This is a genomic window from Acinetobacter sp. B-6 (assembly GCF_056930735.1).
Genome location: NZ_JBXPBY010000005.1, coordinates 134,409 through 158,697, shown reverse-complemented (window position 1 = coordinate 158,697; position 24,289 = coordinate 134,409). Strand labels below are relative to the sequence as shown.

General features: G+C 39.1%; 19 protein-coding genes and 3 tRNA genes. 13 read left to right on the top strand and 9 right to left on the bottom strand.

Annotated features, from left to right (window positions below; all coding sequences use genetic code 11):
* Positions 1–230 precede the first annotated feature (230 nt).
* The gene (locus AC1Z3T_RS08225; RefSeq protein ID WP_483396580.1) at positions 231–1,454 is read right to left on the bottom strand and encodes a putative solute-binding protein; all 1,224 of its coding nucleotides are present in this window, start codon (positions 1,452–1,454) and stop codon (positions 231–233) included.
* A 419-nt stretch (positions 1,455–1,873) separates the two neighbouring features.
* On the opposite strand from AC1Z3T_RS08225, the gene AC1Z3T_RS08220 reads away from it, so the two are divergent.
* The 3 genes from AC1Z3T_RS08220 to AC1Z3T_RS08210 all read left to right on the top strand — a co-directional run bounded on the left by AC1Z3T_RS08220 (position 1,874) and on the right by AC1Z3T_RS08210 (position 5,650).
* Positions 1,874–2,470 carry a 5-formyltetrahydrofolate cyclo-ligase gene (locus AC1Z3T_RS08220; RefSeq protein ID WP_100884675.1) on the top strand — a complete coding sequence of 199 codons (597 nt, stop codon included), beginning with the start codon at positions 1,874–1,876 and terminating at the stop codon, positions 2,468–2,470.
* Positions 2,471–2,605: 135 nt separating this feature from the next.
* Positions 2,606–5,035, top strand: a complete 2,430-nt coding sequence (gene lon / locus AC1Z3T_RS08215; protein ID WP_009586016.1) for an endopeptidase La — start codon at positions 2,606–2,608, stop codon at positions 5,033–5,035.
* 237 nt (positions 5,036–5,272) lie between these two features.
* A complete protein-coding gene (locus tag AC1Z3T_RS08210; RefSeq protein ID WP_009586014.1) occupies positions 5,273–5,650 on the top strand; it encodes a VOC family protein in 378 nt (125 codons plus the stop codon).
* Positions 5,651–5,855: 205 nt separating this feature from the next.
* On the opposite strand, the gene AC1Z3T_RS08205 is transcribed toward AC1Z3T_RS08210, so the two are convergent.
* From AC1Z3T_RS08205 to AC1Z3T_RS08185, 5 genes are all read right to left on the bottom strand, one after another.
* Positions 5,856–6,284 carry a DUF7832 domain-containing protein gene (locus AC1Z3T_RS08205; protein WP_100884674.1) on the bottom strand — a complete coding sequence of 143 codons (429 nt, stop codon included), beginning with the start codon at positions 6,282–6,284 and terminating at the stop codon, positions 5,856–5,858.
* A gap of 131 nt (positions 6,285–6,415) precedes the next feature.
* Positions 6,416–7,261 (bottom strand): diaminopimelate epimerase, encoded by an 846-nt coding sequence (gene dapF, locus AC1Z3T_RS08200; RefSeq protein WP_004828445.1) that lies wholly within the window; start codon positions 7,259–7,261, stop codon positions 6,416–6,418.
* 13 nt (positions 7,262–7,274) lie between these two features.
* Positions 7,275–8,519, bottom strand: a complete 1,245-nt coding sequence (gene lysA, locus AC1Z3T_RS08195; protein WP_005030672.1) for a diaminopimelate decarboxylase — start codon at positions 8,517–8,519, stop codon at positions 7,275–7,277.
* A gap of 33 nt (positions 8,520–8,552) precedes the next feature.
* A complete protein-coding gene (locus AC1Z3T_RS08190) occupies positions 8,553–8,783 on the bottom strand; it encodes a hypothetical protein (RefSeq protein ID WP_004828442.1) in 231 nt (76 codons plus the stop codon).
* A 146-nt stretch (positions 8,784–8,929) separates the two neighbouring features.
* Positions 8,930–10,333 (bottom strand): amino acid permease, encoded by a 1,404-nt coding sequence (locus AC1Z3T_RS08185; protein ID WP_004828440.1) that lies wholly within the window; start codon positions 10,331–10,333, stop codon positions 8,930–8,932.
* A gap of 279 nt (positions 10,334–10,612) precedes the next feature.
* Here AC1Z3T_RS08185 and radA point away from each other — a divergent pair, with 279 nt between their 5' ends.
* From radA to AC1Z3T_RS08170, 3 genes are all read left to right on the top strand, one after another.
* A complete protein-coding gene (radA, locus tag AC1Z3T_RS08180; protein ID WP_010591196.1) occupies positions 10,613–12,001 on the top strand; it encodes a DNA repair protein RadA in 1,389 nt (462 codons plus the stop codon).
* 454 nt (positions 12,002–12,455) lie between these two features.
* Positions 12,456–13,451 (top strand): Tim44 domain-containing protein, encoded by a 996-nt coding sequence (locus AC1Z3T_RS08175; RefSeq protein WP_151961095.1) that lies wholly within the window; start codon positions 12,456–12,458, stop codon positions 13,449–13,451.
* Between the two features lie 201 nt (positions 13,452–13,652).
* Positions 13,653–14,000 (top strand): EF-hand domain-containing protein, encoded by a 348-nt coding sequence (locus tag AC1Z3T_RS08170; protein WP_035301228.1) that lies wholly within the window; start codon positions 13,653–13,655, stop codon positions 13,998–14,000.
* 125 nt (positions 14,001–14,125) lie between these two features.
* On the opposite strand, the gene AC1Z3T_RS08165 is transcribed toward AC1Z3T_RS08170, so the two are convergent.
* Positions 14,126–15,301 (bottom strand): S1C family serine protease, encoded by a 1,176-nt coding sequence (locus AC1Z3T_RS08165; RefSeq protein ID WP_004828434.1) that lies wholly within the window; start codon positions 15,299–15,301, stop codon positions 14,126–14,128.
* Between the two features lie 172 nt (positions 15,302–15,473).
* Between AC1Z3T_RS08165 and AC1Z3T_RS08160 the strand changes: the two genes are divergently transcribed.
* The 7 genes from AC1Z3T_RS08160 to AC1Z3T_RS08130 all read left to right on the top strand — a co-directional run bounded on the left by AC1Z3T_RS08160 (position 15,474) and on the right by AC1Z3T_RS08130 (position 19,405).
* Positions 15,474–16,232, top strand: a complete 759-nt coding sequence (locus AC1Z3T_RS08160; protein WP_151825052.1) for a Nif3-like dinuclear metal center hexameric protein — start codon at positions 15,474–15,476, stop codon at positions 16,230–16,232.
* A 210-nt stretch (positions 16,233–16,442) separates the two neighbouring features.
* On the top strand, positions 16,443–17,069 hold the full coding sequence (locus AC1Z3T_RS08155; protein ID WP_004828430.1) for a superoxide dismutase: 627 nt from the start codon (positions 16,443–16,445) through the stop codon (positions 17,067–17,069).
* A gap of 77 nt (positions 17,070–17,146) precedes the next feature.
* Positions 17,147–17,788: a hypothetical protein gene (locus AC1Z3T_RS08150; RefSeq protein WP_252715360.1), complete on the top strand. Its 642-nt coding sequence runs from the start codon at positions 17,147–17,149 to the stop codon at positions 17,786–17,788.
* Positions 17,789–17,862: 74 nt separating this feature from the next.
* A tRNA-Asn gene (locus tag AC1Z3T_RS08145) sits at positions 17,863–17,938 on the top strand.
* A 5-nt stretch (positions 17,939–17,943) separates the two neighbouring features.
* Positions 17,944–18,019 (top strand) — tRNA-Asn (locus AC1Z3T_RS08140).
* Positions 18,020–18,816: 797 nt separating this feature from the next.
* A tRNA-Asn gene (locus AC1Z3T_RS08135) sits at positions 18,817–18,892 on the top strand.
* 63 nt (positions 18,893–18,955) lie between these two features.
* Positions 18,956–19,405 carry a DUF2726 domain-containing protein gene (locus tag AC1Z3T_RS08130; protein ID WP_004828425.1) on the top strand — a complete coding sequence of 150 codons (450 nt, stop codon included), beginning with the start codon at positions 18,956–18,958 and terminating at the stop codon, positions 19,403–19,405.
* Positions 19,406–19,421: 16 nt separating this feature from the next.
* Here the strand turns inward: AC1Z3T_RS08130 and mgtE are convergent, their stop codons facing one another.
* Together mgtE and AC1Z3T_RS08120 are read right to left on the bottom strand one after the other, a co-directional pair.
* The gene (gene mgtE / locus AC1Z3T_RS08125) at positions 19,422–20,759 is read right to left on the bottom strand and encodes a magnesium transporter (RefSeq protein WP_004828423.1); all 1,338 of its coding nucleotides are present in this window, start codon (positions 20,757–20,759) and stop codon (positions 19,422–19,424) included.
* Between the two features lie 244 nt (positions 20,760–21,003).
* The gene (locus AC1Z3T_RS08120) at positions 21,004–24,105 is read right to left on the bottom strand and encodes a multidrug efflux RND transporter permease subunit (protein ID WP_483396569.1); all 3,102 of its coding nucleotides are present in this window, start codon (positions 24,103–24,105) and stop codon (positions 21,004–21,006) included.
* Positions 24,106–24,289 lie beyond the last annotated feature (184 nt).

The following is a 24,289-nucleotide window of genomic DNA, read 5'->3' as shown; positions in this document are numbered from 1 at the left end:
ATCGCTGCGCAAGATGGTTAGCCTTGCGGAGCTTCGCTCCTCATCCCAAAGAAAAGTAGGACTAGCCGCAGGCTGATCCAGAAATTGGGTGAAAACTCAGCAAGACTCCGCAGAGATTTATTTTTTTCAATAAGTTATGGTTGCGTCGAACTCACATTAAATAGTTATTTTGCCTTTGTTAATCTATAGCACTGGTTTTATCTCTATGTATAGAGATGAAGCTCACTGACTTATTCATCATTCAATGCGCATTCAAAACTACTCGGTGTTTGTCCACAACGGACTTTTTTCAAAATCTTCATCATTGCAGGATCATAGTAACCTTCTTTGGTCATCTGAATACGTGCTTCACGCATAATCTTGATATAGCCAGGCTTGTCAGCTTCACGGATATCAAACCAATATTTGTCAGGTACTTCTCTTTCGATTTTATCAACAAACTCAAACGCTGGGCTGAGTTGCTTGGAAATCATTTCTCGTGCAATTGGTCCCATTCCAGCAGGGAATTTATTACGATGCATGATCAATGTTCCTGTCACTTGAATGAGCGGAAACTTGATAATACCGCCGACCACATTCCCATTTTTATCAGTCATGCCCTTTTTTAATTCTAACGGCTTAAACAACAATGCAGGACCAGCCATAATATCAACTTCTTTATTATTAAACTTGCCCCCCACTGTTAATAAATCCACTGAAACAGGTTGTGCACCCACATTTTGTACCAGTTTTTTCTGCGTTCCATCAAAATTCATAACTGCGACTTTTTTACCTGCCGCCTTAGATAAAGTATCAATACGGCGGTCATTGACCATGATGTACGCAGCACCCAAAGGTACGATTCCAACGACCTCATAATCACGATTGACCATTTTTGCATCATACTCAGGTCGCGCAAGTAACTGAATCACAGTGGTCAATTGCTTGTAATTTTGCACAGCACCAATTGCATCAATACTACCGACGAAAGGATTAAATTGTCTCGCTCGAATATTACTGATGCCTGCGCCATCACAGCGTTTACTTCTAAAATCTTCAGTTAATACACGTTCATCGGTATAGACACGTAAATTAATATCTGTGGATGCTGTTTTCTTGAGTTTTGGATAATTTAAGTCAATATGCATCGACAATTTGGTTGGACGTGTGATCTTCATATCCACACCAAATTCTTTGGCGATTTGGGTGATTCGTGGCAGTTCACTGATATAACTGGTGGCTTGTTCAAAAGCCTCACTATTCGCTCCATCTGGTGAAAATACACAGAGCGTGACGGTTTTAGGGATTTGTTGCCAAACTTTAGGATCATTCATCAAGGTTTTAATTTTATTTTTTGAATGTGCTGAAAGTTCCAGATTTAATTTAGGTGCTACAGATGGCGCAGCATAAGACAGCACAGACAAACTACTGGTCAATGCAAATATAGTCGCCTTAACCCATGGTCGTGACAGCATTCTTCGATGTGTATTCAGATTATCTTGCATCACTTTGTCCTATTTATATTCTTGTTGATCCATCATCACTCACGTGAATTCTTATTCAGCCTAATAGAAGTCTGAAACTTTTCAATTGACTGTGCAAAATCCAACATTTGTCAAAAAAGATAGTTTATTGATTCCGCTTTAAATGACTATTTTAAGTTGAGGTTTATCAGATAATTAACAGGATTAGATCGATTTGTCCATTTATCGAAAAACTTGATAGGAGTTAAAATATCTCCTCATCTAGCGTTTGTCATAATCAGCTACATCGATTTTAAACAAAAAATACGACAATCTTTTAATCTCAGATCAATAGAAACTGTAATTTTCTCAATCCTGTTACGATTCAATTCGTTGTATACTGTTTATAGTTTGGAGTTAAACTTGACAGCATGAATCAAAATTCACAATTGCGCAAAATCATCAGTCAGCAACGACGCAAGTTGAATTCACAGCAACAAAAAATGATCGAGTTACGTTGCTTAAAGCAATGTTTAAAGCATCCGAAATTTTTAAACGCGCAGAAAATTGGACTGTATTTAGATGCTTTTGGAGAAGTAAAAACCAAACGTCTGATTGAATATTGCTTTGCTCAAGGTAAAAAAGTTTATTTACCCATGATCTGTAATATGAATAATCACTTGGTTTGGGTCAAAATTTCCTACCAGCAATATCAAAATAAACGCTTTTCATTACATCGTTTAGGCATGTTAGAACCCATGGCAAGCCGTGGAAAGCATGTTTCGACACTAGATGTTGTGATCATGCCATTATTGGCTTGTGATATAAAAGGAACACGAATGGGCATGGGAGGTGGTTTTTATGATCGAACGCTTGCTTCCGCTTTTCAACAGCCTCATCGACTAGGTTTAGCACATGATTTTCAGTTTCTACATACTGAATTAGCAAGAAATTCGTGGGATCAATCCCTTGATAGCCTGATTACGCCAACAAAAACTTACTATTTCAAACGCCAGATAGGTCAATAAATTCCTTTAGGCTTGTTTTTAAATCAAATACTTGCGTTTTTTTAACTTTTTTATTAAGTAAAGCCCTTGTAATTTTTGAAATACACATCACTATAAAAAACATGGCAACACCGTTGTCACTCATTAGGAGTGCCCATGTCTGAAATTATTATGAATCAAGAAAACTTAGAGCCACAGGTTCCAAGTGTATTACCGCTGTTAGCGTTGCGTGACGTGGTGGTTTATCCACACATGCAAATTGCGCTATTTGTGGGTCGTGAAAAATCGATCAATGCAGTTGATGTGGCTCGTAACAGTGACAATTTAGTATTTGTAGTTGCGCAAAAAGATTCGCTTACAGAAGAAATTGATCACGACAACCTATATCAATATGGTACTGTCGCTAAGATTGTACAAGTTGTAAACCATGAAAATGATGAAAACTGCATCAAAGTGCTCATTGAAGGTTTACACCGTTCTAAGCTGGTTGAGATCATCGACAATGATGAATATTTATCAGCAGAACATGCGTTAAGTCCAATGACTGTATCGATAGATAACGCTACCCAAACAACACGTGTGGATGAATTACGTGCACTGTTTTCACAGTATGCAGAAGCAAAATTACGTAATGCACGTGAGTTGATTGCAGCAGCCAACAAAATTGACGATTTACTGCAACTATTATTCTTTGTTGCAACACGTGTACCTTTGAATATTGATGTCAAACAAAAATTCTTAGAACACGATGAGTTTGAGGCACATTTACAAGAACTCATGACTTATTTGTTACAACAGTCTGAAGAACAACAGATTGAACAAACTTTGCATGACTCTGTAAAACGTCAAATGGAAAAAAACCAACGTGAATACTTCCTCAATGAAAAGATGAAGGTCATTCAACGTGAACTTTCCGACATGAATGGCGGTGCGGAAGATGATGTTGCTGAAATTGAAAAACGTTTAGCAGAAGCTGATTTACCTGAACATGTACGTAAAAAAGCTGAAAATGAGTTCCGTAAACTCAAAGCGATGCAACCTGCGTCAAGCGAAGCTGCTGTGGTACGTAATTATATCGAGGCAATTTTAGATACGCCTTGGAATAAAGCCAGCAAAGTTAGCATTAACTTGGCAAAAGCTCAGGAAATCTTGGACACAGACCACTACGGTTTAGATGAAGTCAAAGAACGTATTGTTGAATACCTTGCTGTTCAGTCACGCGTGAAAAAACTTCGTGGTCCAATCCTATGCTTAGTCGGACCTCCTGGTGTGGGTAAAACTTCTCTTGGTGAATCCATTGCTAAAGCAACCGGACGTGAATTCGTTCGTATGGCACTTGGTGGCGTCCGTGATGAAGCAGAAATTCGTGGTCATCGTCGTACTTATATCGGTGCGATGCCAGGTAAAATTGTGCAGTCTTTAACCAAAGTCGGTGTTAAGAACCCATTGTTCTTACTCGATGAGATTGACAAAATGGCACAGGATTATCGTGGTGATCCAGCATCTGCATTACTTGAAGTACTTGATCCATCACAGAACAGCAAATTTAATGATCATTATCTAGATCTTGACTTAGATTTGTCAGAAGTGATGTTCATCTGTACTGCCAACAGCATGAATATTCCTGAGGCGTTATTAGACCGTATGGAAGTGATTCGTTTACCGGGCTATACCGAAGACGAAAAAGTCAATATTGCGGATCGTTATCTTGTTCCTAAAGCGATTAAGAACAATGGATTACGCACTAAAGAATTGACTGTTCATGAAGAAGCGATTCGAGACATCGTGCGTCGTTATACACGTGAAGCTGGGGTGCGTAGCCTAGAGCGTGAAGTTTCAAAAATTGCGCGTAAAGTGGTGAAAGAGTCTGTAAGCAAGAAAGCCAAGAACTTGCATATCGATGTCACTGCTGAAAACTTACCTGAATATTTAGGTGTGCATAAGTTTGATTACGGCATGGCTGAAGAAGAAGCTCAAGTTGGTCGTGTAAATGGCTTGGCTTGGACTTCTGTCGGCGGTGAGTTGTTAACCATTGAGGTTGCTGCCGTCAAAGGTAAAGGTAAATTCATTACGACGGGTTCACTCGGTGATGTGATGAAAGAGTCGATTACAGCTGCAATGACTGTGGTTCGTACACGTGCAGATGAATTAGGTATTGAAGCTTCTCGTTTTGAAGAAACCGATGTACACGTTCACTTGCCTGAAGGTGCAACACCGAAAGATGGTCCTTCTGCAGGTTTAGCTTTAACAACTGCGTTGGTTTCAGCATTTACAGGTATTGCAATTCGTCCTGATATTGCCATGACGGGTGAAACCAGTTTAGGCGGTCGTGCAATGCGTATTGGTGGCTTAAAAGAGAAACTTTTAGCGGCACATCGTGGTGGTGTTAAACTGGTGTTTATCCCACAAGAAAACGTACGTGACTTGGCTGAAATCCCTCAAAATGTGAAAGATGGTTTAGAGATTAAAGCAGTGAAAAGTATCGATGAGATCCTTCCACTTGCTTTGGTTGAACAACCAACACCATTAGTCAAAGCACCAATCGTGAAAGCGGTAGATGAAGGCAAAAAAGCTGCGCGTCATTAATATAATGATGTTCAACAATTCAGAAAAGAGAATGCTTCGGCATTCTCTTTTTTTATGGCTGTGAATAAAAAACAAACCTGCTTACAAAATACAGCTGTACAACATTCAAGTTTGTCATAAGCTAATCACAATAAAGTCTAAAAATAATATTTGCTGGCTGAGCTAGAGTTTATCTACTCAAGCAAACTGCCAACGAATGGTCTAATACATATAACAGTAAAACAAAAGGACACCATCATGCCAAATCCAGTCTGTTGGTTTGAAATCTATGTTGATGATATGGAACGAGCCAAATTATTTTATCAAACTGTATTGGGAACAGAACTCAGTTTATTGAGCGACCCGACTGATGCAAATACCCAAATGTGGGCTTTTCCCTCCGACATGAACCAGTATGGCTCCACTGGAACCTTGGTAAAAATGCAAGGTGTGAGTGCAGGTGGAAACAGTACGATTATCTATTTCAGTAGTGAAGACTGTGCGATCGAAGAAGCTCGTGTTGAAGCTGCGGGAGGACAAATTCATCAAGCAAAAATGTCAATCGGACCGCATGGACATATCGTTTTAGCTGTAGATACCGAAGGTAATATATTTGGAATTCATTCAATGAATTAACTGAACAGTTTTAGAACATTGAAACTTTTAGAATTTACACTTATATTGGTTGAAAAACAACCAATCATCCTCATATATACATTAAGCAAATATGCGTGCTGTAGTGTGGTTGCTTAATGTTGATTTGATCTCCAGACGAATCAACATTAAAACACAGTCCTACCCATTTCGGACTGTGTTTTTTTATGGATCACTTTTAGCAAACTTATGGGCGGTTTCGCTTCCATTGCTGATATTTCTGACTGATTACTGTAGCAATTAAATCATAGTTTTCCCACGTGTCTTCTACTGCATAAGTTTCAGTTAAGCCTTTTGAATAAACCAAGGTTTCATCATAATCTTTAAAATATTGATGACTTTGATAATAAACTTGCGTAAATTCAAAGCCTTCTTCATTCAAATCTTCTTCCCAGAATTTTTCATCACACATATCTGTCAAAAACTGTAATCCAGTCATTTGACGAGTACGCACTTGTTCTAATTCAGTTTCACTTTCTTCTTGATGAAACTCACCTTCTAAATGATGATTGATCATCCATGCCAGATACATGCCGATATGTGTTCCACCATTTTTGTAGGGAAATCCAGCTTGTTCAGCGGATTCAGCATGCCAATCTATCCGGTCTATTGCCATAGTCTATTTTCCTATTTGATTGTGATTATTTTCTTTGAATTTTAATAAATATCAGTGCTGTAGTTATTGACGAAAAACTGCTGACCAAATTTAAAAAGCCCTGACATCAATTCAGGGCTCAAGGTATATGCTTAACTTTGAAAATAGCGTAAATCCAAACGACCTTCGTAAACAGTAGCCGTTGGACCGGTCATCCACACCACATCACCTTCTTTCCATTCAATTTGCAATTTACCGCCTGCCAATTCAATTTCCACATTGTTGGCAAGCAAACCACGACGCATACCTGACACAGCTGCTGCACATGCACCTGTCCCACATGCCATGGTTTCACCTACACCACGTTCAAAGACACGTAAGCGCGCATGTTTCTCATCTACAATTTGCATAAAACCTGCATTGACCCGTTGTGGAAAACGTTCATGAGACTCTACTTGTGGACCGATATGCGCAACATCTGCAGTTAAAACATCAGTAACGATGGTCACTGCATGCGGATTACCCATATTGACTACATCAATGGTCAGTGACTGATTATCTGCCAAAGCGATGTCATACAAAGCATCTGGCTCTTCAGCAATAAATGGAATCTCTTGCGGTAAAAATTTCGGATAGCCCATATTGACGCGAACCCAACCATTTTCACCCAACTCAGGTTCGACAATGCCAGCACTGGTCTGCACTTTAAAGCGCTTCTTATTGGTCAATTGACGCTCGTAAACAAAACGAGCAAAGCAACGTACCCCATTACCGCACTGCTCTACTTCAGAACCATCTGCATTAAAAATACGATATTTAAAGTCTACATTGGGAAAATCTGGTGGTTCAACTATGAGAAGTTGATCAAAACCAATGCCAAAATGACGATCAGCCAAACGACGGATCGTCATCGCATCAAAAAAGGCACGTTGGCTAATCAAATCAACCACCATGAAGTCATTGCCCAGACCATGCATTTTGGTAAATTCTAATAACATCTAAAATTACTCCTTAAGGCAACAAACGTTCATTTTCCCAAAGTGATTCAATACTTTCTCGTTTACGAATCACATGAGATTGCTCACCATCCACCATCACTTCTGCAGCACGACCACGACTGTTATAGTTTGAACTCATAACAAAACCGTATGCACCAGCACCTAAAACAGCAAGATGATCATTTTCTTTAAGCGCAAGTTCACGTGCTTTACCTAAGAAATCACCTGTTTCACAAATAGCGCCGACAATATCCCAAGTTTTGTTTTCAACATCAGTGCGTGACTTAACTGGCTGAATATCCATCCAAGCCTCATACAGGGATGGGCGAATTAAATCATTCATGGCTGCATCGATAATTGCAAAGTTACGGTGCTGAGTTGGTTTAAGCAAATCAACTTTAGTCAGTAAAACGCCAGCATTTGCTGAAATACTCCGCCCTGGTTCCATATATACTTTTAAACCCAGTTTTTCTAAAGCTGGACGCATAGACTCAGCATACTCAACAACACTTGGTGGCGTTTCATCTTTATAAGTCACGCCTAAACCGCCACCGATATCGATATGCTGTAAATGAATGCCGAGCGTTTTAAGCTGTTCGATCATCATCATAATACGATCAAGCGCATCCACAAAAGGCTGAGTTTCAGTCAATTGTGAACCAATGTGACAATCAATTCCAACCACATCTAAATTTGGCAAAGACGCTGCATATTGATAGGTTTCAAAAACCACATCAGAAGGAATACCAAATTTATTTTCTTTCAACCCTGTTGAAATATAAGGATGGGTTTTGGCATCAACATCTGGATTAACTCGTAGAGAAATAGGTGCTTTTTGACCTAAACGTGCCGCAACATTTTGAATACGATCAAGTTCAGCATGTGATTCCACGTTGAAACAAGCAATGCCCACTTCCAACGCTTTTTGTATATCTTCTTCTTGTTTGCCTAGACCAGAAAACACGATTTTTGATGGATCACCACCTGCCGCAAGTACACGTGCAAGTTCACCACCTGTGACAATATCAAAACCACAACCCAGTTTTGCCAATACATTCAATACTGCAAGATTAGAGTTAGACTTCACCGCAAAACAAATTTGATGATCGATAAAGCTAAAGGCTTTATCCATATCTAAATAATGCTTTTCAAATGTCGCTTTTGAATAGACATAAAGTGGTGTGCCATATTGCATAGCAAGCTGATCTAAAGAACATTGCTCTGCATGCAATACCCCATCAATGCGGGAAAAACTCATGAATGTATCCTTTCAATGAAAGTTTAAATAGGTTTAATTTGAAGTCACTTGTGATGCTGGGACAGACTGATCTGCTGGAACAGCCTGATCCACTGCTTTTTTCTCGGTCTGAACAGATTTACTGTCATTCTTTGAATACAACAAGTATTTGGCACGCTTGTCATAATCAGGGCTATTGGCTAACTGTAAATTACCAGATTGACCACAGCCTACTAAAACGGCACCACTTAAAACTAAACCGATGCTACAAATTGCTAAACGCATCTGCTCACCTATTTCCAAAATTTTTGTCAGTATACCTTGATTCTAAAATATAGACCAAAATAACAGGCGCTCAAGCTTAAAATGAGAATAAAAAAAACGCCAGTACATTACTGGCGTTTTCTTATGAGTATCTTTGAAATAGCTAATTACTGTTTTTTCTTATAAAAACAGAAATAGCCAATCGCAAGGATAATTAACCAAATTGGGCTGACCATCAATGATTTCAAAGTATCTGGCTCTAAAGCGAGGATACCAATTGTTCCAATGAAGAAAATAATCACCACATAGCAAGTCAGAGGTCCACCCGGCAATTTAAATACGGATTTTGCATGAAGTTCTGGACGTGTTTTGTAATACACCAAGTAACTCCACAAAATAATAATCCATACGAGAATGAATAAAATCGTTGAAAGTGTCGTTGCTAAAGTAAACGCTTCAACTGTATTTGGTACGAAATACTGTAATGCAGCACCACCCAGCAAACACACGCCAGAGAAATATAAAGCGTTGGCTGGAACAGCACGGCGATTGAGCAAACCAAATGCTTTCGGACCTTGATCTTCACGAGAAAGTCCAAACAACATACGACTGGTTGAAAACACACCGCTATTCATTGAAGACATAACTGATGACAGTACCACCAAGTTCATGATGATCGCTGCTGCAGCAATACCCGCTTGACTAAATAAGTTTACAAATGGGCTGACTTTAGGGTCAATTTGATCCCAAGGTGTCACAGACATGACGATAACCAAAGCCAAGACGTAGAAGAAAATAATACGAATTGGAATCGAGTTGACTGCTTTAGGTAAATTCTTTTCAGGATCTTTAGTTTCCGCAGCTGTCGTTCCTACAAGTTCTACCCCAACAAAGGCAAAAATTGCAATTTGGAAACCCGCTAAAAAGCCTTCAAAACCTTTAGGGAACATTCCACCATGGTCCCATAAATGAGTAAATGATGCGACCTGACCTGTTGCTGCTGAAGTAAAGCCCGTAAAAATCATCCAGAAGCCGACTAAAATAAGCACCACGATGGCAATAATCTTAATCAACGCAAACCAGAATTCGAGTTCACCAAACAGTTTTACAGTGACGAGGTTCAATCCTAGAATAAAGAAAATGGCAGCAACACTGATCATTGCTCCTTCTGTTGGGGTAAATGCCACGCCGTTATTAAAGAACTGTAAATAGTAGATAATGGCAGATAAATCTGCGATACCGATGGTGATCCAACACAGCCAATACGTCCATCCTACAAAATAACCTGCCCAAGGACCGATTAAATCTGTTGAAAAGTCGATAAATGACTTATATTGCAAGTTTGAAAGTAGCAATTCCCCCAGCGCACGCATGACGAAAAACACCATCAAACCAATGATCATGTAGATAAATAATATTGAAGGTCCTGCAAGACTGATTGTCTTCCCTGACCCCATAAATAATCCTGTCCCAATCGCACCACCAATTGCAATTAATTGAAGATGGCGATTTGATAAACTTCTAGATAGTTCACCTGTTTCCGCAGAAGAACTGAGGTTTTCATTTGACATTGTTATATTCTTCTCTCAGATTTGTTTTACAAAAGTAGCTTAAAACAAAAAAAATAAAAAAGCCTTTTTCAATAGATACGCCTAATTATCTAGGATTTTCCATCTTTTAGCTTATTAAATAGTCAATAGACTATTCCTTACCTTTCTTATTTTTACCGTTCCTTCATTTTGCAGTTTACGTGCCAAAATTGTTTTTGGCGAGATGTTGTGCAAAAAATTGTATTTCAATGTCGCTATTGGTACATTCAGCACATCATTGAAAAGGTATATGCACTCAAAATGGGCAAAGTCAAAACTGTTTATCGTTGTGAACAATGTGGTACAGACCATCCAAAATGGGCAGGTCAATGTTCAGACTGTGGTGAATGGAATTCTCTGACTGAAGTCCGTATTGAACCTGTGGTATCACATCGAGCAAAACCGATGGGAGGGGGATATGCTGGACAAGCAGCCAATGTAACACTGTTAAATCAAATCACTGTTTCCAATGAAACGCGTTTAGGAACAGGAATTGGAGAATTCGATCGAGTACTCGGTGGCGGTTTGGTTACGGGTTCGGTGGTATTGATCGGTGGTGATCCGGGTATTGGTAAATCAACGATTCTTTTGCAAACAGCAACCCACATGGCTGCAGCGAACAGCTCTGCACTTTATGTCACAGGTGAAGAATCACTTTCTCAAGTCGCCTTACGTGCAAACCGTCTGGACTTAGCCACAGATAAATTACAGGTCATGGCTGAAACCTGTGTTGAAAGAATCTGTGACACCTTGGCACAATTGCGTCCGGCTGTTGCCATACTAGATTCTATCCAAACCTTATATACCGAAACCTTACAGTCTGCACCCGGTGGCGTATCACAAATTCGTGAATCAGCTGCACTTTTAACTCGTTTTGCAAAAAATAGTGGTACCGCCCTATTCATTGTTGGTCATGTCACCAAAGAAGGTTCACTCGCCGGACCGCGAGTTCTCGAACATATGGTCGACTGTGTATTGTACTTTGAAGGACAGTCAGATTCTCGCTACCGTATGATTCGCGCAGTGAAAAACCGTTTTGGTGCGGTTAACGAATTGGGCGTATTTGGTATGACAGATAAAGGCTTAAAAGAAGTTGCAAACCCATCTGCTATTTTTCTAAGCCGTTATGATGAAGCCATCCCAGGTTCTGTGGTCATGATCAGTCGTGAAGGTACACGACCCTTGTTGGTCGAAGTTCAAGCGTTGGTTGATGATGCACATGGACAACCGCGTCGAGTCGCACTCGGTCTAGAACAAAACCGTTTAAACATGCTACTTGCCGTTATGCATCGTCATGGTGGTGTGCAAACTTCAGGGCAAGATGTATATGTCAATGTTGTGGGTGGATTAAAGATTACTGAAACAGGTTCAGATTTGGCGGTCCTGTTGGCTTGCGCATCCAGTCTACGTTCTAAAGCATTGCCTCAACAATTGGCTGTTTTTGGCGAGGTGGGGCTATCTGGAGAAATACGCCCTGTTCCCAATGGACAAGAACGTCTTAAAGAAGCCATTAAACACGGTTTCAAGTACATCATTGTACCAAGAGGCAATGCTCCACAAAAACCAATTGCAGGCGTACAGGTGATTGCTGTTGCTCGTTTACATGAGGCACTTACTGAGGCGATGCAATTGAGTGACGAAGTCGCTTGAGATCGGCAAGTACGCTGTGTTGCTAAGTCAGTTAATATTGTTGCATATCAAAGGCACTGACTGTTGACTCTAAAAATACTTGGATTGAGAAAAAATGTGCAGCTGTTTGTTTTAACGATCAGTTGCACGGTTAAACTCACTGCACGATGAGAATCACGATGAGAATCAAGATACAGAATTGATCAGGCTGAATGCTTTTGAATTGAACAATTCCACCGATATGATAAAACATCTTTAAATCAAGACTTTTCAATTATTTCAATGCATTAGAAAAAACAAGTTCCAATCCATCAAGCCATCAATATATTCGTTATGATTATGTGAATATATGCACAAATAAATCTCAAAAACATTGAAATTCTAGTCAAAAGACTGCATAAATACAGATATGAAAAGCAAAGCCTCATAATCTTGCTTTCATACTCATAAACATATTTTTAAATAGGTACATTCAATGGAAGTTCGACAGCGCGGCTTGATCGCAGGTATTTTAATGGCAACTTTGGCTGTAGCACCTTTAGCCGAAGCAAAACGTGCGGGTGGTGGTAAAAGCCATGGCATGAGCCGTTCTTCGAGTTCAAGTCAGTCTTATTCTCAACCTCGACAAGTTACGCCTGCTCAACAACCAATGCCAGCTCAAGCGGGTCAGCAAAAGTCAGGCTCTGGTGTCGGTAAAATGGTTGCTGCTGGTGTGGCTGGTGCGGCAGTGGGTGCAATTGCTGCCAATGCAATGGCTGACAACAACAATGGGAATTCACAAGCTCAGACCAATGATGCTGAATTAGCCAAACAACAAGCAGCTCAGCAAGAAGAGAAAAAAGGTGGAATCCCGAGCTGGATTTGGTTGATCTTAATCGCGGGTGCTGCATTCTTCTTGTTCCGTAAATTCGGCGCTAAAAAAAAATTAGCGGGCAATAATCCTTATGCACCAAATACGTCAGGTCCTACATCTGCGCCATTTGGTCAAAATAACACAGCACGTAAGTCAGACAATACCAATATTTTTGGTCAGTCTGTCAATGGTGGTGCTGCGCCTCAAGCGCCTTTTGGTGCAGCATCAATGCAAAGTGGCAATCAGCTTCCAGATGGTACTGAACCTGCTGCTTTCCTACGTGTGGCACGCCAACGTTTTAATCATATTCAATCGATGAACTCTGTCAGTAACATTGCAGAAATTCAACGCTACTTAACACCTGATCTTTATCAGTCCATGTATAACGATATCATGGCGAACCAAGATCAAGATGTTGCTGAGTTTTCGAACTTAAATGCATTGGTGGTCGATAGTGCAACTGAAAATGGTCAATATGTGGTAAGTGTTCGTTTTACTGGTACAGTCAGTGAAGATTTAAATAGTCTACCTGCACCATTCTCTGAAGTATGGCACTTTGTAAAACCTGCGGGTTCTAACCAAGATTGGTTAGTGGCAGGTATCCAACAAGAAAGCTAATCAAATCGGTAATGTTTAGTTCATCAAAACCAGCGCTTAGGCGCTGGTTTTTGTTTATCTTCGCCAAATAAAAGAGACCCAAACCAGTGATAATGATCTCTGTCATAGCCATTAGTATCAGAAAATCATGATTATTAAATTGCTTTGAAAAGTTGAATGATATATTTATATTTCACATAACCATGTAAATAGAGTAGAACAATGAATAAAATAATATATGCAACGCTCATGACTCTCAGTACATTGAGCACTGCAAGCTTTGGTTGTGAACCTGCTTCCATGGATTGGGAGGGATTTTATAAAACTTATGATTCAAATAAAAATAATACCTTTGAACTCAATGAGTTTTTAAAAGTTACAGACTTTGCCCCATACCCTTGGCCAGATGACCGACAGTTTCAAGGCAAAGATAAAAACACTAAACTATTTAAATATCTAGATGAAAACAATGACGGCAAACTTACAGAAGACGAATTTGTCAAAATTTATACCTTATTCCCAAATCCTTGTGCCAATTGGCCTCACAAGCCGAAATGGAAGTTTTGGTAAAGCTCAATGTGATCAACATGCCATAAATTGGCTTTAATGAAAAAACTTGTTTTTTATTGCACTATTTTGATCACCTTGAGAACATAAAAAAAGCCCTGAAATATCAGGGCTTTTATGCATTAAATTTAACGCTTTGGAAGTGGAATAAATTGTGAGTCATTATTCACAACTTTTCGTTCACCCACTTTAACTGTTAAATTCACTTTTTGATCGCCACGTACAACTTCCACTTGAATTTCAGTATTTGGTGCTTGTAAAGCGACATAATTAATCAAATGTGAAGTCGATGTAATGTCTTCATTATTGACTTTCACAATACGGTCACCGACTTTAATTCCTGCTTCTGCCGCTGGACCTCGTTTCAATACATCGGCAACAACTACACCAGGTTGACGAGGTTGTAACACATCTTCTTGTGTCGGTGGAACTAAACTAATCCCCATCCAACCACGAATCACTCGACCATCTTTTAAAATCGAATTGAGTATTTGCTGGCAAATTTTTGCAGGGATTGCAAAACCAATGCCTAAAGATCCACCTGACTGTGAGAAAATTGCAGTATTTACACCAATCAAATTCCCAGCAACATCAATCAATGCGCCACCAGAGTTACCTGGATTAATCGCTGCATCTGTTTGAATAAAATCTTCATAAGTATTGATTCCAAGATCAGAACGCCCCGTTGCAGAGATAATCCCTTGAGTCACAGTTTGCCCCACCCCAAATGGATTACCAATTGCCAAGACAACATCGCCCACCTCATTACCACTCAATTTAAACGGCAATACAGGCAAATCTTTTAAACCAATTTTAATGACTGCCAAATCTGTATCTGGATCTGTTCCAATCACAGTTGCTTCGGCACGGCGTCCATCTTGCAAAGCAACAACAATTTGATCTGCTTGCGCAATCACATGGTTATTCGTCAAAATGTAGCCATCCGGACGGACAATCACCCCAGACCCCAAGCTATTTTCATTCTGGTTTTGATTCTGTTCAGGAATCTGATTACCAAAAAACTCTCGAAATGCGGGATCATTAAGCAATGGATGATTCTGTTTTACTTTTTGGGTGGTAAAAATATTGACCACCGCAGGCGCTGCAACTTTAACAGCAGCACTGTACGACACCACACCACCTGTTCTAGACGTATTAACCAACGGCTCTACTTTCTCCGCCGGCATCTTTACGCCATCCGCTGCAATCGGCGCTTTGGGTTGTTGAAGTTTCTGCCATACGACAAAACAAATAATTACCAGTATTAGTAAAACCCAAGGGAGCCAAGTAAATGAACGCCGCACGTTTTTATTCCTCTAAGAATTTTTTAATTCGTTGATGCAAAAGCAATTTGTATATTGTAAAGCAATTCAATAAAGAAACATAAAAAATACAAAGAGTTTTGTTCAGCTTTAGTTACAGTTTAAAATGTGTTTTGATATTCTTCAATTACTCTATTTTCATAAAAGGTTATTCATGGCTTTACTTAAAGATATTATTCTGTGGTGTGATCAAACCTTAAAGTCACATGAATTTAAAGACTACGCGCCTAACGGTTTACAAATTGAAGGAAAATCTGAAGTAAAGAAAATTCTTTGTGCAGTCACAGCTTCACAAGATGCAATTGATGCCGCCATTGAAAAAAAAGCGGATCTGTTATTGGTCCATCATGGATATTTCTGGAAAGGTGAACCTTACCCAATTACAGGAATGCGAGGAAAACGCATCAAAAGTCTCATTCAAAATGATATTTCTCTTGTCGGCTATCATTTGCCCTTAGACTCCCATCCAACATTGGGCAATAATGCGATGATTGCTCAAATATTAGGTTTAGACAATATTGAAGCTTTGGATCCTCATGAACGCAATCCGATTGGCAATATCGGTTATTTAAAAAATCCGCTCTCACCTGAAACGTTTAAACAACTTCTCACGACAAAATTAGGTTTTGAGACGATTCACCTTGATGCAGCAAAAACCCAGATTCAAAAAGTAGGTTTTTGCACTGGAGGTGCACAGGATTATATTGCAAAAGCCGCAGCGATGGACTGTGATGCCTATATCTCAGGTGAAGTCAGTGAACGTACTTTTTATGAAGCCAAAGAATTGAATGTTCACTACTATGCATGTGGTCATCATGCAACTGAACGTTATGGCGTGCAAGAATTAGCCGAAGCGATTGCAGAACAGTTCAATATTGAATCTGAATACTTTGAGTTAAATAATCCAATTTAACCTCAATAAAAGTATCATTTCATTTTTTTTTTAAAATGACTTGATACTTTTTCAAGAAAATCTTCACTGTATTTTTTAATTGTCTATATACGTATTAAATCGAAATAAATTGTGTATTGTTATTTAACATCATGCCCTATTGCGCGAAGAATCTATTACAATAAAGCCACTTAAATGTTAAAACCCAGCTCAATGCAAGGAATTTAAAACATGACAACCATTACTTTACCTGCTCTACCATACGGCTACGAAGATCTTGCGCCGCACATCAGCAAAGAAACTTTAGAATACCATCACGATAAGCACCACAATACTTATGTTGTCAACTTAAACAACTTAATCGCGGGTACTGATCTTGAAGGTAAAACTTTAGAAGAGATCATTGTTGCTGTTGCTGGCGATGCATCTAAAGCAGGCGTATTCAACAATGCTGCTCAAGTTTGGAACCACACGTTCTACTGGAACTGTATGGCTAAAAACGGTGGTGGTAAAGCAACAGGTGCTTTAGCAGCTAAAATTGATGAAGCTTTCGGTTCTTACGAAAAATTTGCTGAAGAGTTTGCAGCTGCTGCAACAACTCAATTCGGTTCAGGTTGGGCATGGCTCGTTGCTGACAAAGTAAACGGTGAGCTTTCTATTCTTAAAACATCAAATGCAGATACTCCACTTGCTCATGGCAAAGTTGCGGTATTAACAATTGATGTTTGGGAACATGCTTATTACATCGACTTCCGTAATGCTCGTCCAAAATACATTTCAACTTTCTTAGAAAGCTTAGTGAACTGGGACTATGCAAATGCAAAATATGCTGGTCAAGCAGCTGGTGTTGAAAAATAAGATTGAATAATTTTATTTTGTCAAAGAGCCATTCTGATTAGAATGGCTTTTTTATGTTATTCTATTTTTATATTTTCATGATTAATACGACATATACAATAAAAGCAGATCCAATAAAAATCATTGCTGGCTATGTCATTCTGACTACGCTACAGATTCCTTGTTATCTATATATTGCGCATTCAGACTACATCACCTTTACTTTTATTTTCGTGCTGCTGTTGTGGCTGTTTATTTTATTATTTGAACTTGTTGCACTGTATTTACTGATCAAATATGGAAGACCACAGCTGTGTTTTCACAGTGATTTTTGCCAAATTCAAATGCCTGCAATCAACATGACTGTGGACTATGAAAAAGTTTCCGCATTAAGCATGCGTAAAATACAGCAAGAACATCGCGGTTTTTCCTTTGGAATGTGTTATGAACTTGAATTAAGTTTGAGTAATCAAATCATGCAACAACATGCTTTGAGAAAAAAACCTTATCCTGTCAAAAACTTATTCTTGTCTTCCAACTTTCTTTTTAAAAATAACCAAATCTTAGAAATTGCGATTATTTTTAGTACATTAGCTCGAAAGAAAGCTTCCAAACGGATTGAAAGTATTCTACAGCTACAACAATATCCCCAAGCATACGAAAGCTTAATCTCTGAAAAAGATTTAGAAAACTTTAAAAATAATCAATATATATACAAATTATTTAAATTCGGACAATAAAAAAACATTTAAGATGCTTTTGGTATAATTTCACTTGACCACTTTGGCTTTCATCCATAAAATGCGCATCAGATTCTCCAATAGCTCAGTCGGTAGAGCGACGGACTGTTAATCCGCAGGTCCCTGGTTCGAGCCCAGGTTGGAGAGCCATCTATTCTTCCATAGCTCAGTCGGTAGAGCGACGGACTGTTAATCCGCAGGTCCCTGGTTCGAGCCCAGGTGGAAGAGCCAGATTCTAAAAAGCCCACTCATGATGAAGTGGGCTTTTTTATGCTTAAAATTAGATGTTACTTCAAAGACAAATCCTACATATAACCTGAGTTCGATAAAAATCCTTGATGAAAGATGATACATCCAAACCGCCTGATTATTCATACAAGTGATTTGGATGATTCATTTATTTTGTACTTTTCAATCATAGATGGTCTTGCTATCGTGAGGCGACATGGATGTCGCCATGTTGAGCGGGGGTAAAGGATGTACCCCTCGCTCAACGAAAGATTTTTGTCACTTTTCATCTCTGAAAAGTGAGGCATCGCCTACGCAAAACAATTTAAACTTTAGCACTAAAGCGTGGCAGTGCAAGCTTTAGATCATCAAACAATCTATTGATCGCTTTCATTTTATTGATCAAGAGAAATGAAACGCTATTGATGGTTGCGCTTGCGGAGCTACGCTCCTCATTCTAAAATTGGATGAAAAGGTAGCAAAAATCCATAGAGATTTATTATTTTTCAATGAGTTGAAGATTTAATTACATCGAACTCAGGTTACATATAAATAAAACGTAAAGCAGTGCTGACAAATAGATTGCAAAAAATCAAGCCTGCTCAAAGATGGTTTGATTCATCTAAAGTTGAAGTCAAACACTGACGCGAATGAAGTCAAATAAAGTTTTAAACAAATCTATGAATTTCTTTATTTTTATTTAAAATGATCAAATATTTAGCAAATAATGCATTTTTATGATGAATTTAACAATTTTTCCTTGACCCATCTGCATTTCCTCCCTAAAATGCGTTCCAGATTCTCCAATAGCTCAGTCGGTAGAGCGACGGACTGTTAATCCGCAGGTCCCTGGTTCGAGCCCAGGTTGGAGAGCCAAATTCTAAAAACCCACTCAGATTTGAGTGGGTTTTTTCTTGCCTATCGCATACTGTTTGATCTATGTCATTTGATTCTTATCAGGCTTTATTTTTATTTATCGGCTGTATTGCAACAATTGCTTTGCTAATTGCCTGCTTTGGTCGTTATTTATTTCAACGCCAACATTATTATGCAAAGCGTGTGATTACACCGTTTGAACAGAAAATGTTTTTGCGCTTGAATGAGACTTTTCCCCAGTACCATGTACTTGCACAAGTTGCTTTTAGTGCCTTAATTGACTGTGATCAATTCAAGTTACGTTCCAAATTCAATCGTAAAGTCACTGACTTTGTACTGCTTAACCCACAACTTGAAGTGATTGCAATTATTGAACTTGATGATCCGAGTCATATTGGTAAAGAACATATCGATGCACAACGGGATGCCATGCTGATACAAGCGGGTTACCAAGTATTTCGCTATACCGAAATCCCAAGCAGCCGAGAACTGAAAAAAGATATTGCCAATTAAAATACTCAGAAAATACTTATAAAATAATTGAGGCAATGCATAAATAAACAATCACTCCAGTTGCATCACAGATTGAGGTCACCAAAGGTGCCGAGGCGCTTGCTGGATCTAGCTTTAAACGATTCAAGATGAACGGTAAACTCATACCAATTAAGCATCCCATCAATACAATGCCCATCATACTCAGTGCGAGGACTAAAGCGACCATTGCATCCCCTCTAAAATAGCCAAGGATGGAGACTGCAATCGCCATTGTTCCGCCCAAACATAATCCAACTAAACTCTCTCGTCCAATCAGATATAACCAATCTTTTAAATGAACATCCCCAGTTGCCAAAGCTCGAACCATCAAGGTTGCAGATTGAGAGCCAGCATTTCCCCCACTTCCGACAAGCAAAGGCAAAAAGAACACCAAAACAATATTCTTGGCAATGATGTCTTCAAAATGTGCGATACCAAAACCAGACAATAAGCTGCCAAATACCAAAATGACCAGCCAAAACACACGTTTCTTATAAAGATAATGAATCGGTGCTGTTTTAATGCTCATTTTAGGAGAAGAAGTTACAGCACTGGATTTTAAAAAGTCTTCTGTCGCCTCTTCAGTCGCAATATCCATTGCATCATCATAGGTCACAATACCCACTAAACGTTGCTGCTGATCGACAATAGGAAGTGCAATAAAATCATAATAATGCAATTTTTCCGCAATACTTTCTTGGTCTTCGTTTACATCCCCCATGATCAAGTCTGTGCGCATAACATCCGTAATATTTTGACTAGGATCAGCCAAAATCAATTCACGTAAAGAAGCCACACCCAAAAGTTTATGATCTGGATCTACAACATAGATGAGATAGACTGTTTCACGATTTTTCGCGATCTTTCTGATTTGTTCAATCGCTTGGGTAATATTCAGTTTTGGTGACACTGCCACATAATCTGAACTCATGATTGCCCCAGCAGACTCTTCTGGATATTTGGCTAGATGTTGAATCTGCTGCTGGATTTCAGGGCTAAGTTCAGTATAGATAGACTGTTGTAATGAATAAGGTAAATATTTAAATAAATCCGTCTGATCATCTGAATGCATCTGCGAAAGAACTTGAATCAGGTTCTGCTTTGGCAAATGTTCAGCAATTTTAAGCTGTTGATCTAATGATAAAAATTCAAGAATATAAGCAGCATTGGGCAGATGTTCTACCAATGTCACCTGCTCACTTAAGGATAAATCACTCAACAATTTTGCTATATCAGCGTCATTGATTTGATCAAAATGTTGTTCAATAACATCAAATTGGTGGTTTTGAATAGCTTTTTCTATTTTTGAAATTAATTCTAAAGAGAATTGCATAAGAAAATCCAAAGTTGATCACGCTTTTGCACAAATACTGGACTGTAATGCTAGGAAAATAAAGCGCTTTTTTGTTGTTAAAATTACTTTCTAATTTGAACAAAATATATTTTAGTTTGACTATTTATCAAGTGACGTCTAGATCATACACAGAGTTGGTTTAACCTCGTCTGCGTATACTCATGGATACATTGATTTACAAGCGCAGAGATCTAGAACATAGCTCAATTTTAAAATCATGCTTTTACGATTCAGTTGATACTTTAGACTTAAAAATGCTTCGAATCAGCACATACATAAATGGGATAAACAGCAACACCAAAACTGTTCCAAAGATCACACCACCCAGTACACTTACGCCAATTTCTTGGCGGCTTGCAGCGCCTGCACCGAAAGCAAGCACTAAAGGGATTACCCCAGCACCGAATGCCAATGAAGTCATCAAAATTGGACGTAAACGTAATCCTGCACCTTCGAGTGCTGCTGCAACCGCTGTTTTGCCTTTTTCTTGCGCCAATGCTGCAAATTCGACGATGAGAATAGCATTTTTACACGACAGACCAATTGTCGTCAGCAAAGCGATCTGAAAGTAAATGTCATTAGGGAACCCTGCCAATTGACTAAAAATAATATTTCCTCCAATCCCTAAAGGAATCGCAGCAATCACAGCCGTTGGAATAGACCAGCTTTCATATAATGCAGCCAAACATAGAAAAATGAATCCAATTGAGATTAAGTACAGTAACCATGCTTGGCTACTGGATTTCTGTTCTTCAAATGATAAACCACTCCAAGCGACATCAATCCCCTGTTGTTGGCTAATCAACTTCTGAATATCATTCATTGCCTGACCAGAACTGGTATGTGGCGCGGTATTGGCTTCCATTTGCAAGGCTGTATAGCCTTGGAAGCGGTTCACGACATCAGGTCCACCTTCCCAAGCAATGGTCGAAAAATTACTGAATGGAATCATTTGATTTTGTGCATTACGAACAGTCCATACCTCTAAATCTTCAGGTTTTGAGCGGAACTCAGCATCACCCTGCATCATGACACGTTTAATACGACCACGATCTATAAAGTCATTTACATAAGAACCACCCCATGCAGCTGACAAGGTACTATTAATCGCTGTTTGACTTAAACCATTTGCCAATGCCCGTTTTTGATCAATATGAATTTTTAACTTGGATTTGTCTGGATTGGACTTCTTATCTAAATTTTCAAAAGTTAGGAATTGTTTCGCTTGAGTTTGTAAAACATTAAACTGCTGATCAAGGTATTTCCGCCCTTGACCATTCACATCCTGAATCCAAAACTCTAAACTATCACTATCACCCAAACCATTCACAGAAGCAGGCAAACTCACTGTAATCCGAGCATTTGGATTCTTGTTAAAATACTTTACCGCACGCTCACGAATCGCTTGCGCAGAATTTTCTGAACCAGAACGATCATCCCAATGTTTGAGCGCAACGAAACCTGTACCTAGGTTTTGTCCTGTACCAGAGAAATTACGACCATAACGAATCAGAACAATATCGACATTCTGCTTTTCTTTTTCCAAAAAGTATTTGCGTATATTTTCACCAACAACCTGACTACTCGACATCGGTGCACCATCTGCTAAACGGAACTGTACACTGAGCATTCCTTGGTCTTCACTCGGAATAAAACTGGTGGGTAAAGCACGATAAAAAAGTGCAAAAACGACAGTTAAACCGAAAAATAATGTCAAAATCACCCATTTTAAATTCAAAGTTTTTTGAATAAGTCTGATATAACGCTGTTTTAAGTTTTCAAGTTTGGTGTTAAACCAAGTCGCCCAACGCATAGGTTGAGGATTAGGTTTTAAAATAATTGCACATAATGCAGGTGTCAGTACCAATGCAACCACCAATGACAATGCCATTGCTGCAACCAATGTGATTGAAAACTGCCGGTAAATTACACCAGTCGACCCAGTAAAAAATGCCATTGGAATAAATACAGCAGTCAATACGACTGTGATCCCAATCAAAGCGCCGGTCATTTCTTGCATTGATTCAATAGAAGCTTGCTTTGCGGTTAAGCCCTGTTCATGCATCAAGCGCTCTACATTTTCAACGACAACGATGGCATCATCCACCAGCAAGCCGATTGCCAACACTAAAGCAAACAAGGTCAGTGTATTAATACTCATCCCCAGTGCAAACAGTACTGCAAACGTCCCTAAAATAACGATCGGTACGGTAATGGTTGGAATGAGTGTGGCACGCCAACTTTGTAGGAAAATAAACATCACCAAAACAACCAAAACGATCGCTTCAAACAATGTTTTAACAACTTCTTTTATCGACTCTTGAACAAACGGTGTGTTATCTCGTGGATAAACAATCTTATAACCTTGTGGGAGCTTTTCAGAAATCTTGGCTAATTCTGCTTTAATCAATGCCGATGTCGCTAAGGCGTTGGCACCGGAAGATAAAGAAATGCCCATCCCTGATGATGGATAGCCATTGATGGTATTAAATGATTGATAATTTTCAGCGCCTAATTCAACGCGTGCAACATCTTTTAAATAAACATAGCTTCCATCAGTATTGGATTTCACAATAATATTTTTAAATTCTTCTACAGTTCTTAAACGAGAGCCTGCGGTCACTTTTGCATTTAAATATTGATCTGAAGCAACGGGCAAATCGCCAACACCACCTGCAGCAACCTGTGTATTCTGCGCTTCAATTGCGCTACGAATATCGCTTGGCATCAGCTGATACTGTCGCAGTAAATTTGGATTAAGCCAGATTCGCATTGCATACTGCGAACCAAATACATCTACCTCTCCAATACCCTCAATACGAGATAATTCTTGTTCTATATGCGTGGAAAGATAATCTCCTAATTCAATATTATTGCTTTTACCAGTTTCATCATACAGACCCACTACCATAAAAGTATCGCCCAGTGATTTGTTCACTGTTACGCCTTGGCGTTGCACATCATCTGGTAATCTGTTCAACACCCCATTAATACTGTTTTGTACTTGAACCTGGGCAGTATCTGGATCAGTCCCATTTTCGAAGCTGATACTGATTCGAGCACGTCCAGACGAGTCACTGCTTGAGCTGAAATACAAAAGATGATCAATCCCTTTAATTTGTTGCTCTAAAACCTGAGTAACACTTTCTTCAACAGTTTCAGCATCTGCCCCTGTATATGTGGTGGAAATGGTAATACGCGGTGGAGCAATATCTGGATAGCGTTCAATCGGTAAATTGACGACCGAAAAAACACCTAAAGCCATAACGATAATCGCAAGGACACAGGCAAAAATAGGACGTTGAATAAAAAATTTAGAGAGCATCAGTTTTGCTTCAGTGTCAAGTGATTGTGGTTAAGATCATGCTGAACATTAAATTCCGTTTATATTGATATTCTGTGACTTAGATCGAAAACTCAAGAAAAAATAACAGAAATCCGAATGATCAGACTGAATATGGAGAAACTGTGGAGATTACTGAATCCTAGGTGATCCATCATGATAAATA

What these genes read in the sequence shown, in the direction of transcription:
- radA (WP_010591196.1), top strand. Translation starts at nt 10,613, where the DNA reads ATGGGCAAAGTCAAAACTGTTTATCGTTGTGAACAATGTGGTACAGAC.
- AC1Z3T_RS08190 (WP_004828442.1), bottom strand. Translation starts at nt 8,783, where the DNA reads ATGCGTTTAGCAATTTGTAGCATCGGTTTAGTTTTAAGTGGTGCCGTT.
- AC1Z3T_RS08150 (WP_252715360.1), top strand. Translation starts at nt 17,147, where the DNA reads ATGATTAATACGACATATACAATAAAAGCAGATCCAATAAAAATCATT.
- AC1Z3T_RS08170 (WP_035301228.1), top strand. Translation starts at nt 13,653, where the DNA reads ATGAATAAAATAATATATGCAACGCTCATGACTCTCAGTACATTGAGC.
- AC1Z3T_RS08185 (WP_004828440.1), bottom strand. Translation starts at nt 10,333, where the DNA reads ATGTCAAATGAAAACCTCAGTTCTTCTGCGGAAACAGGTGAACTATCT.
- lysA (WP_005030672.1), bottom strand. Translation starts at nt 8,519, where the DNA reads ATGAGTTTTTCCCGCATTGATGGGGTATTGCATGCAGAGCAATGTTCT.
- AC1Z3T_RS08220 (WP_100884675.1), top strand. Translation starts at nt 1,874, where the DNA reads ATGAATCAAAATTCACAATTGCGCAAAATCATCAGTCAGCAACGACGC.
- AC1Z3T_RS08205 (WP_100884674.1), bottom strand. Translation starts at nt 6,284, where the DNA reads ATGGCAATAGACCGGATAGATTGGCATGCTGAATCCGCTGAACAAGCT.
- AC1Z3T_RS08155 (WP_004828430.1), top strand. Translation starts at nt 16,443, where the DNA reads ATGACAACCATTACTTTACCTGCTCTACCATACGGCTACGAAGATCTT.
- AC1Z3T_RS08160 (WP_151825052.1), top strand. Translation starts at nt 15,474, where the DNA reads ATGGCTTTACTTAAAGATATTATTCTGTGGTGTGATCAAACCTTAAAG.
- AC1Z3T_RS08120 (WP_483396569.1), bottom strand. Translation starts at nt 24,105, where the DNA reads ATGCTCTCTAAATTTTTTATTCAACGTCCTATTTTTGCCTGTGTCCTT.
- AC1Z3T_RS08130 (WP_004828425.1), top strand. Translation starts at nt 18,956, where the DNA reads ATGTCATTTGATTCTTATCAGGCTTTATTTTTATTTATCGGCTGTATT.
- AC1Z3T_RS08175 (WP_151961095.1), top strand. Translation starts at nt 12,456, where the DNA reads ATGGAAGTTCGACAGCGCGGCTTGATCGCAGGTATTTTAATGGCAACT.
- lon (WP_009586016.1), top strand. Translation starts at nt 2,606, where the DNA reads ATGTCTGAAATTATTATGAATCAAGAAAACTTAGAGCCACAGGTTCCA.
- AC1Z3T_RS08225 (WP_483396580.1), bottom strand. Translation starts at nt 1,454, where the DNA reads ATGCTGTCACGACCATGGGTTAAGGCGACTATATTTGCATTGACCAGT.
- AC1Z3T_RS08210 (WP_009586014.1), top strand. Translation starts at nt 5,273, where the DNA reads ATGCCAAATCCAGTCTGTTGGTTTGAAATCTATGTTGATGATATGGAA.
- dapF (WP_004828445.1), bottom strand. Translation starts at nt 7,261, where the DNA reads ATGTTATTAGAATTTACCAAAATGCATGGTCTGGGCAATGACTTCATG.
- mgtE (WP_004828423.1), bottom strand. Translation starts at nt 20,759, where the DNA reads ATGCAATTCTCTTTAGAATTAATTTCAAAAATAGAAAAAGCTATTCAA.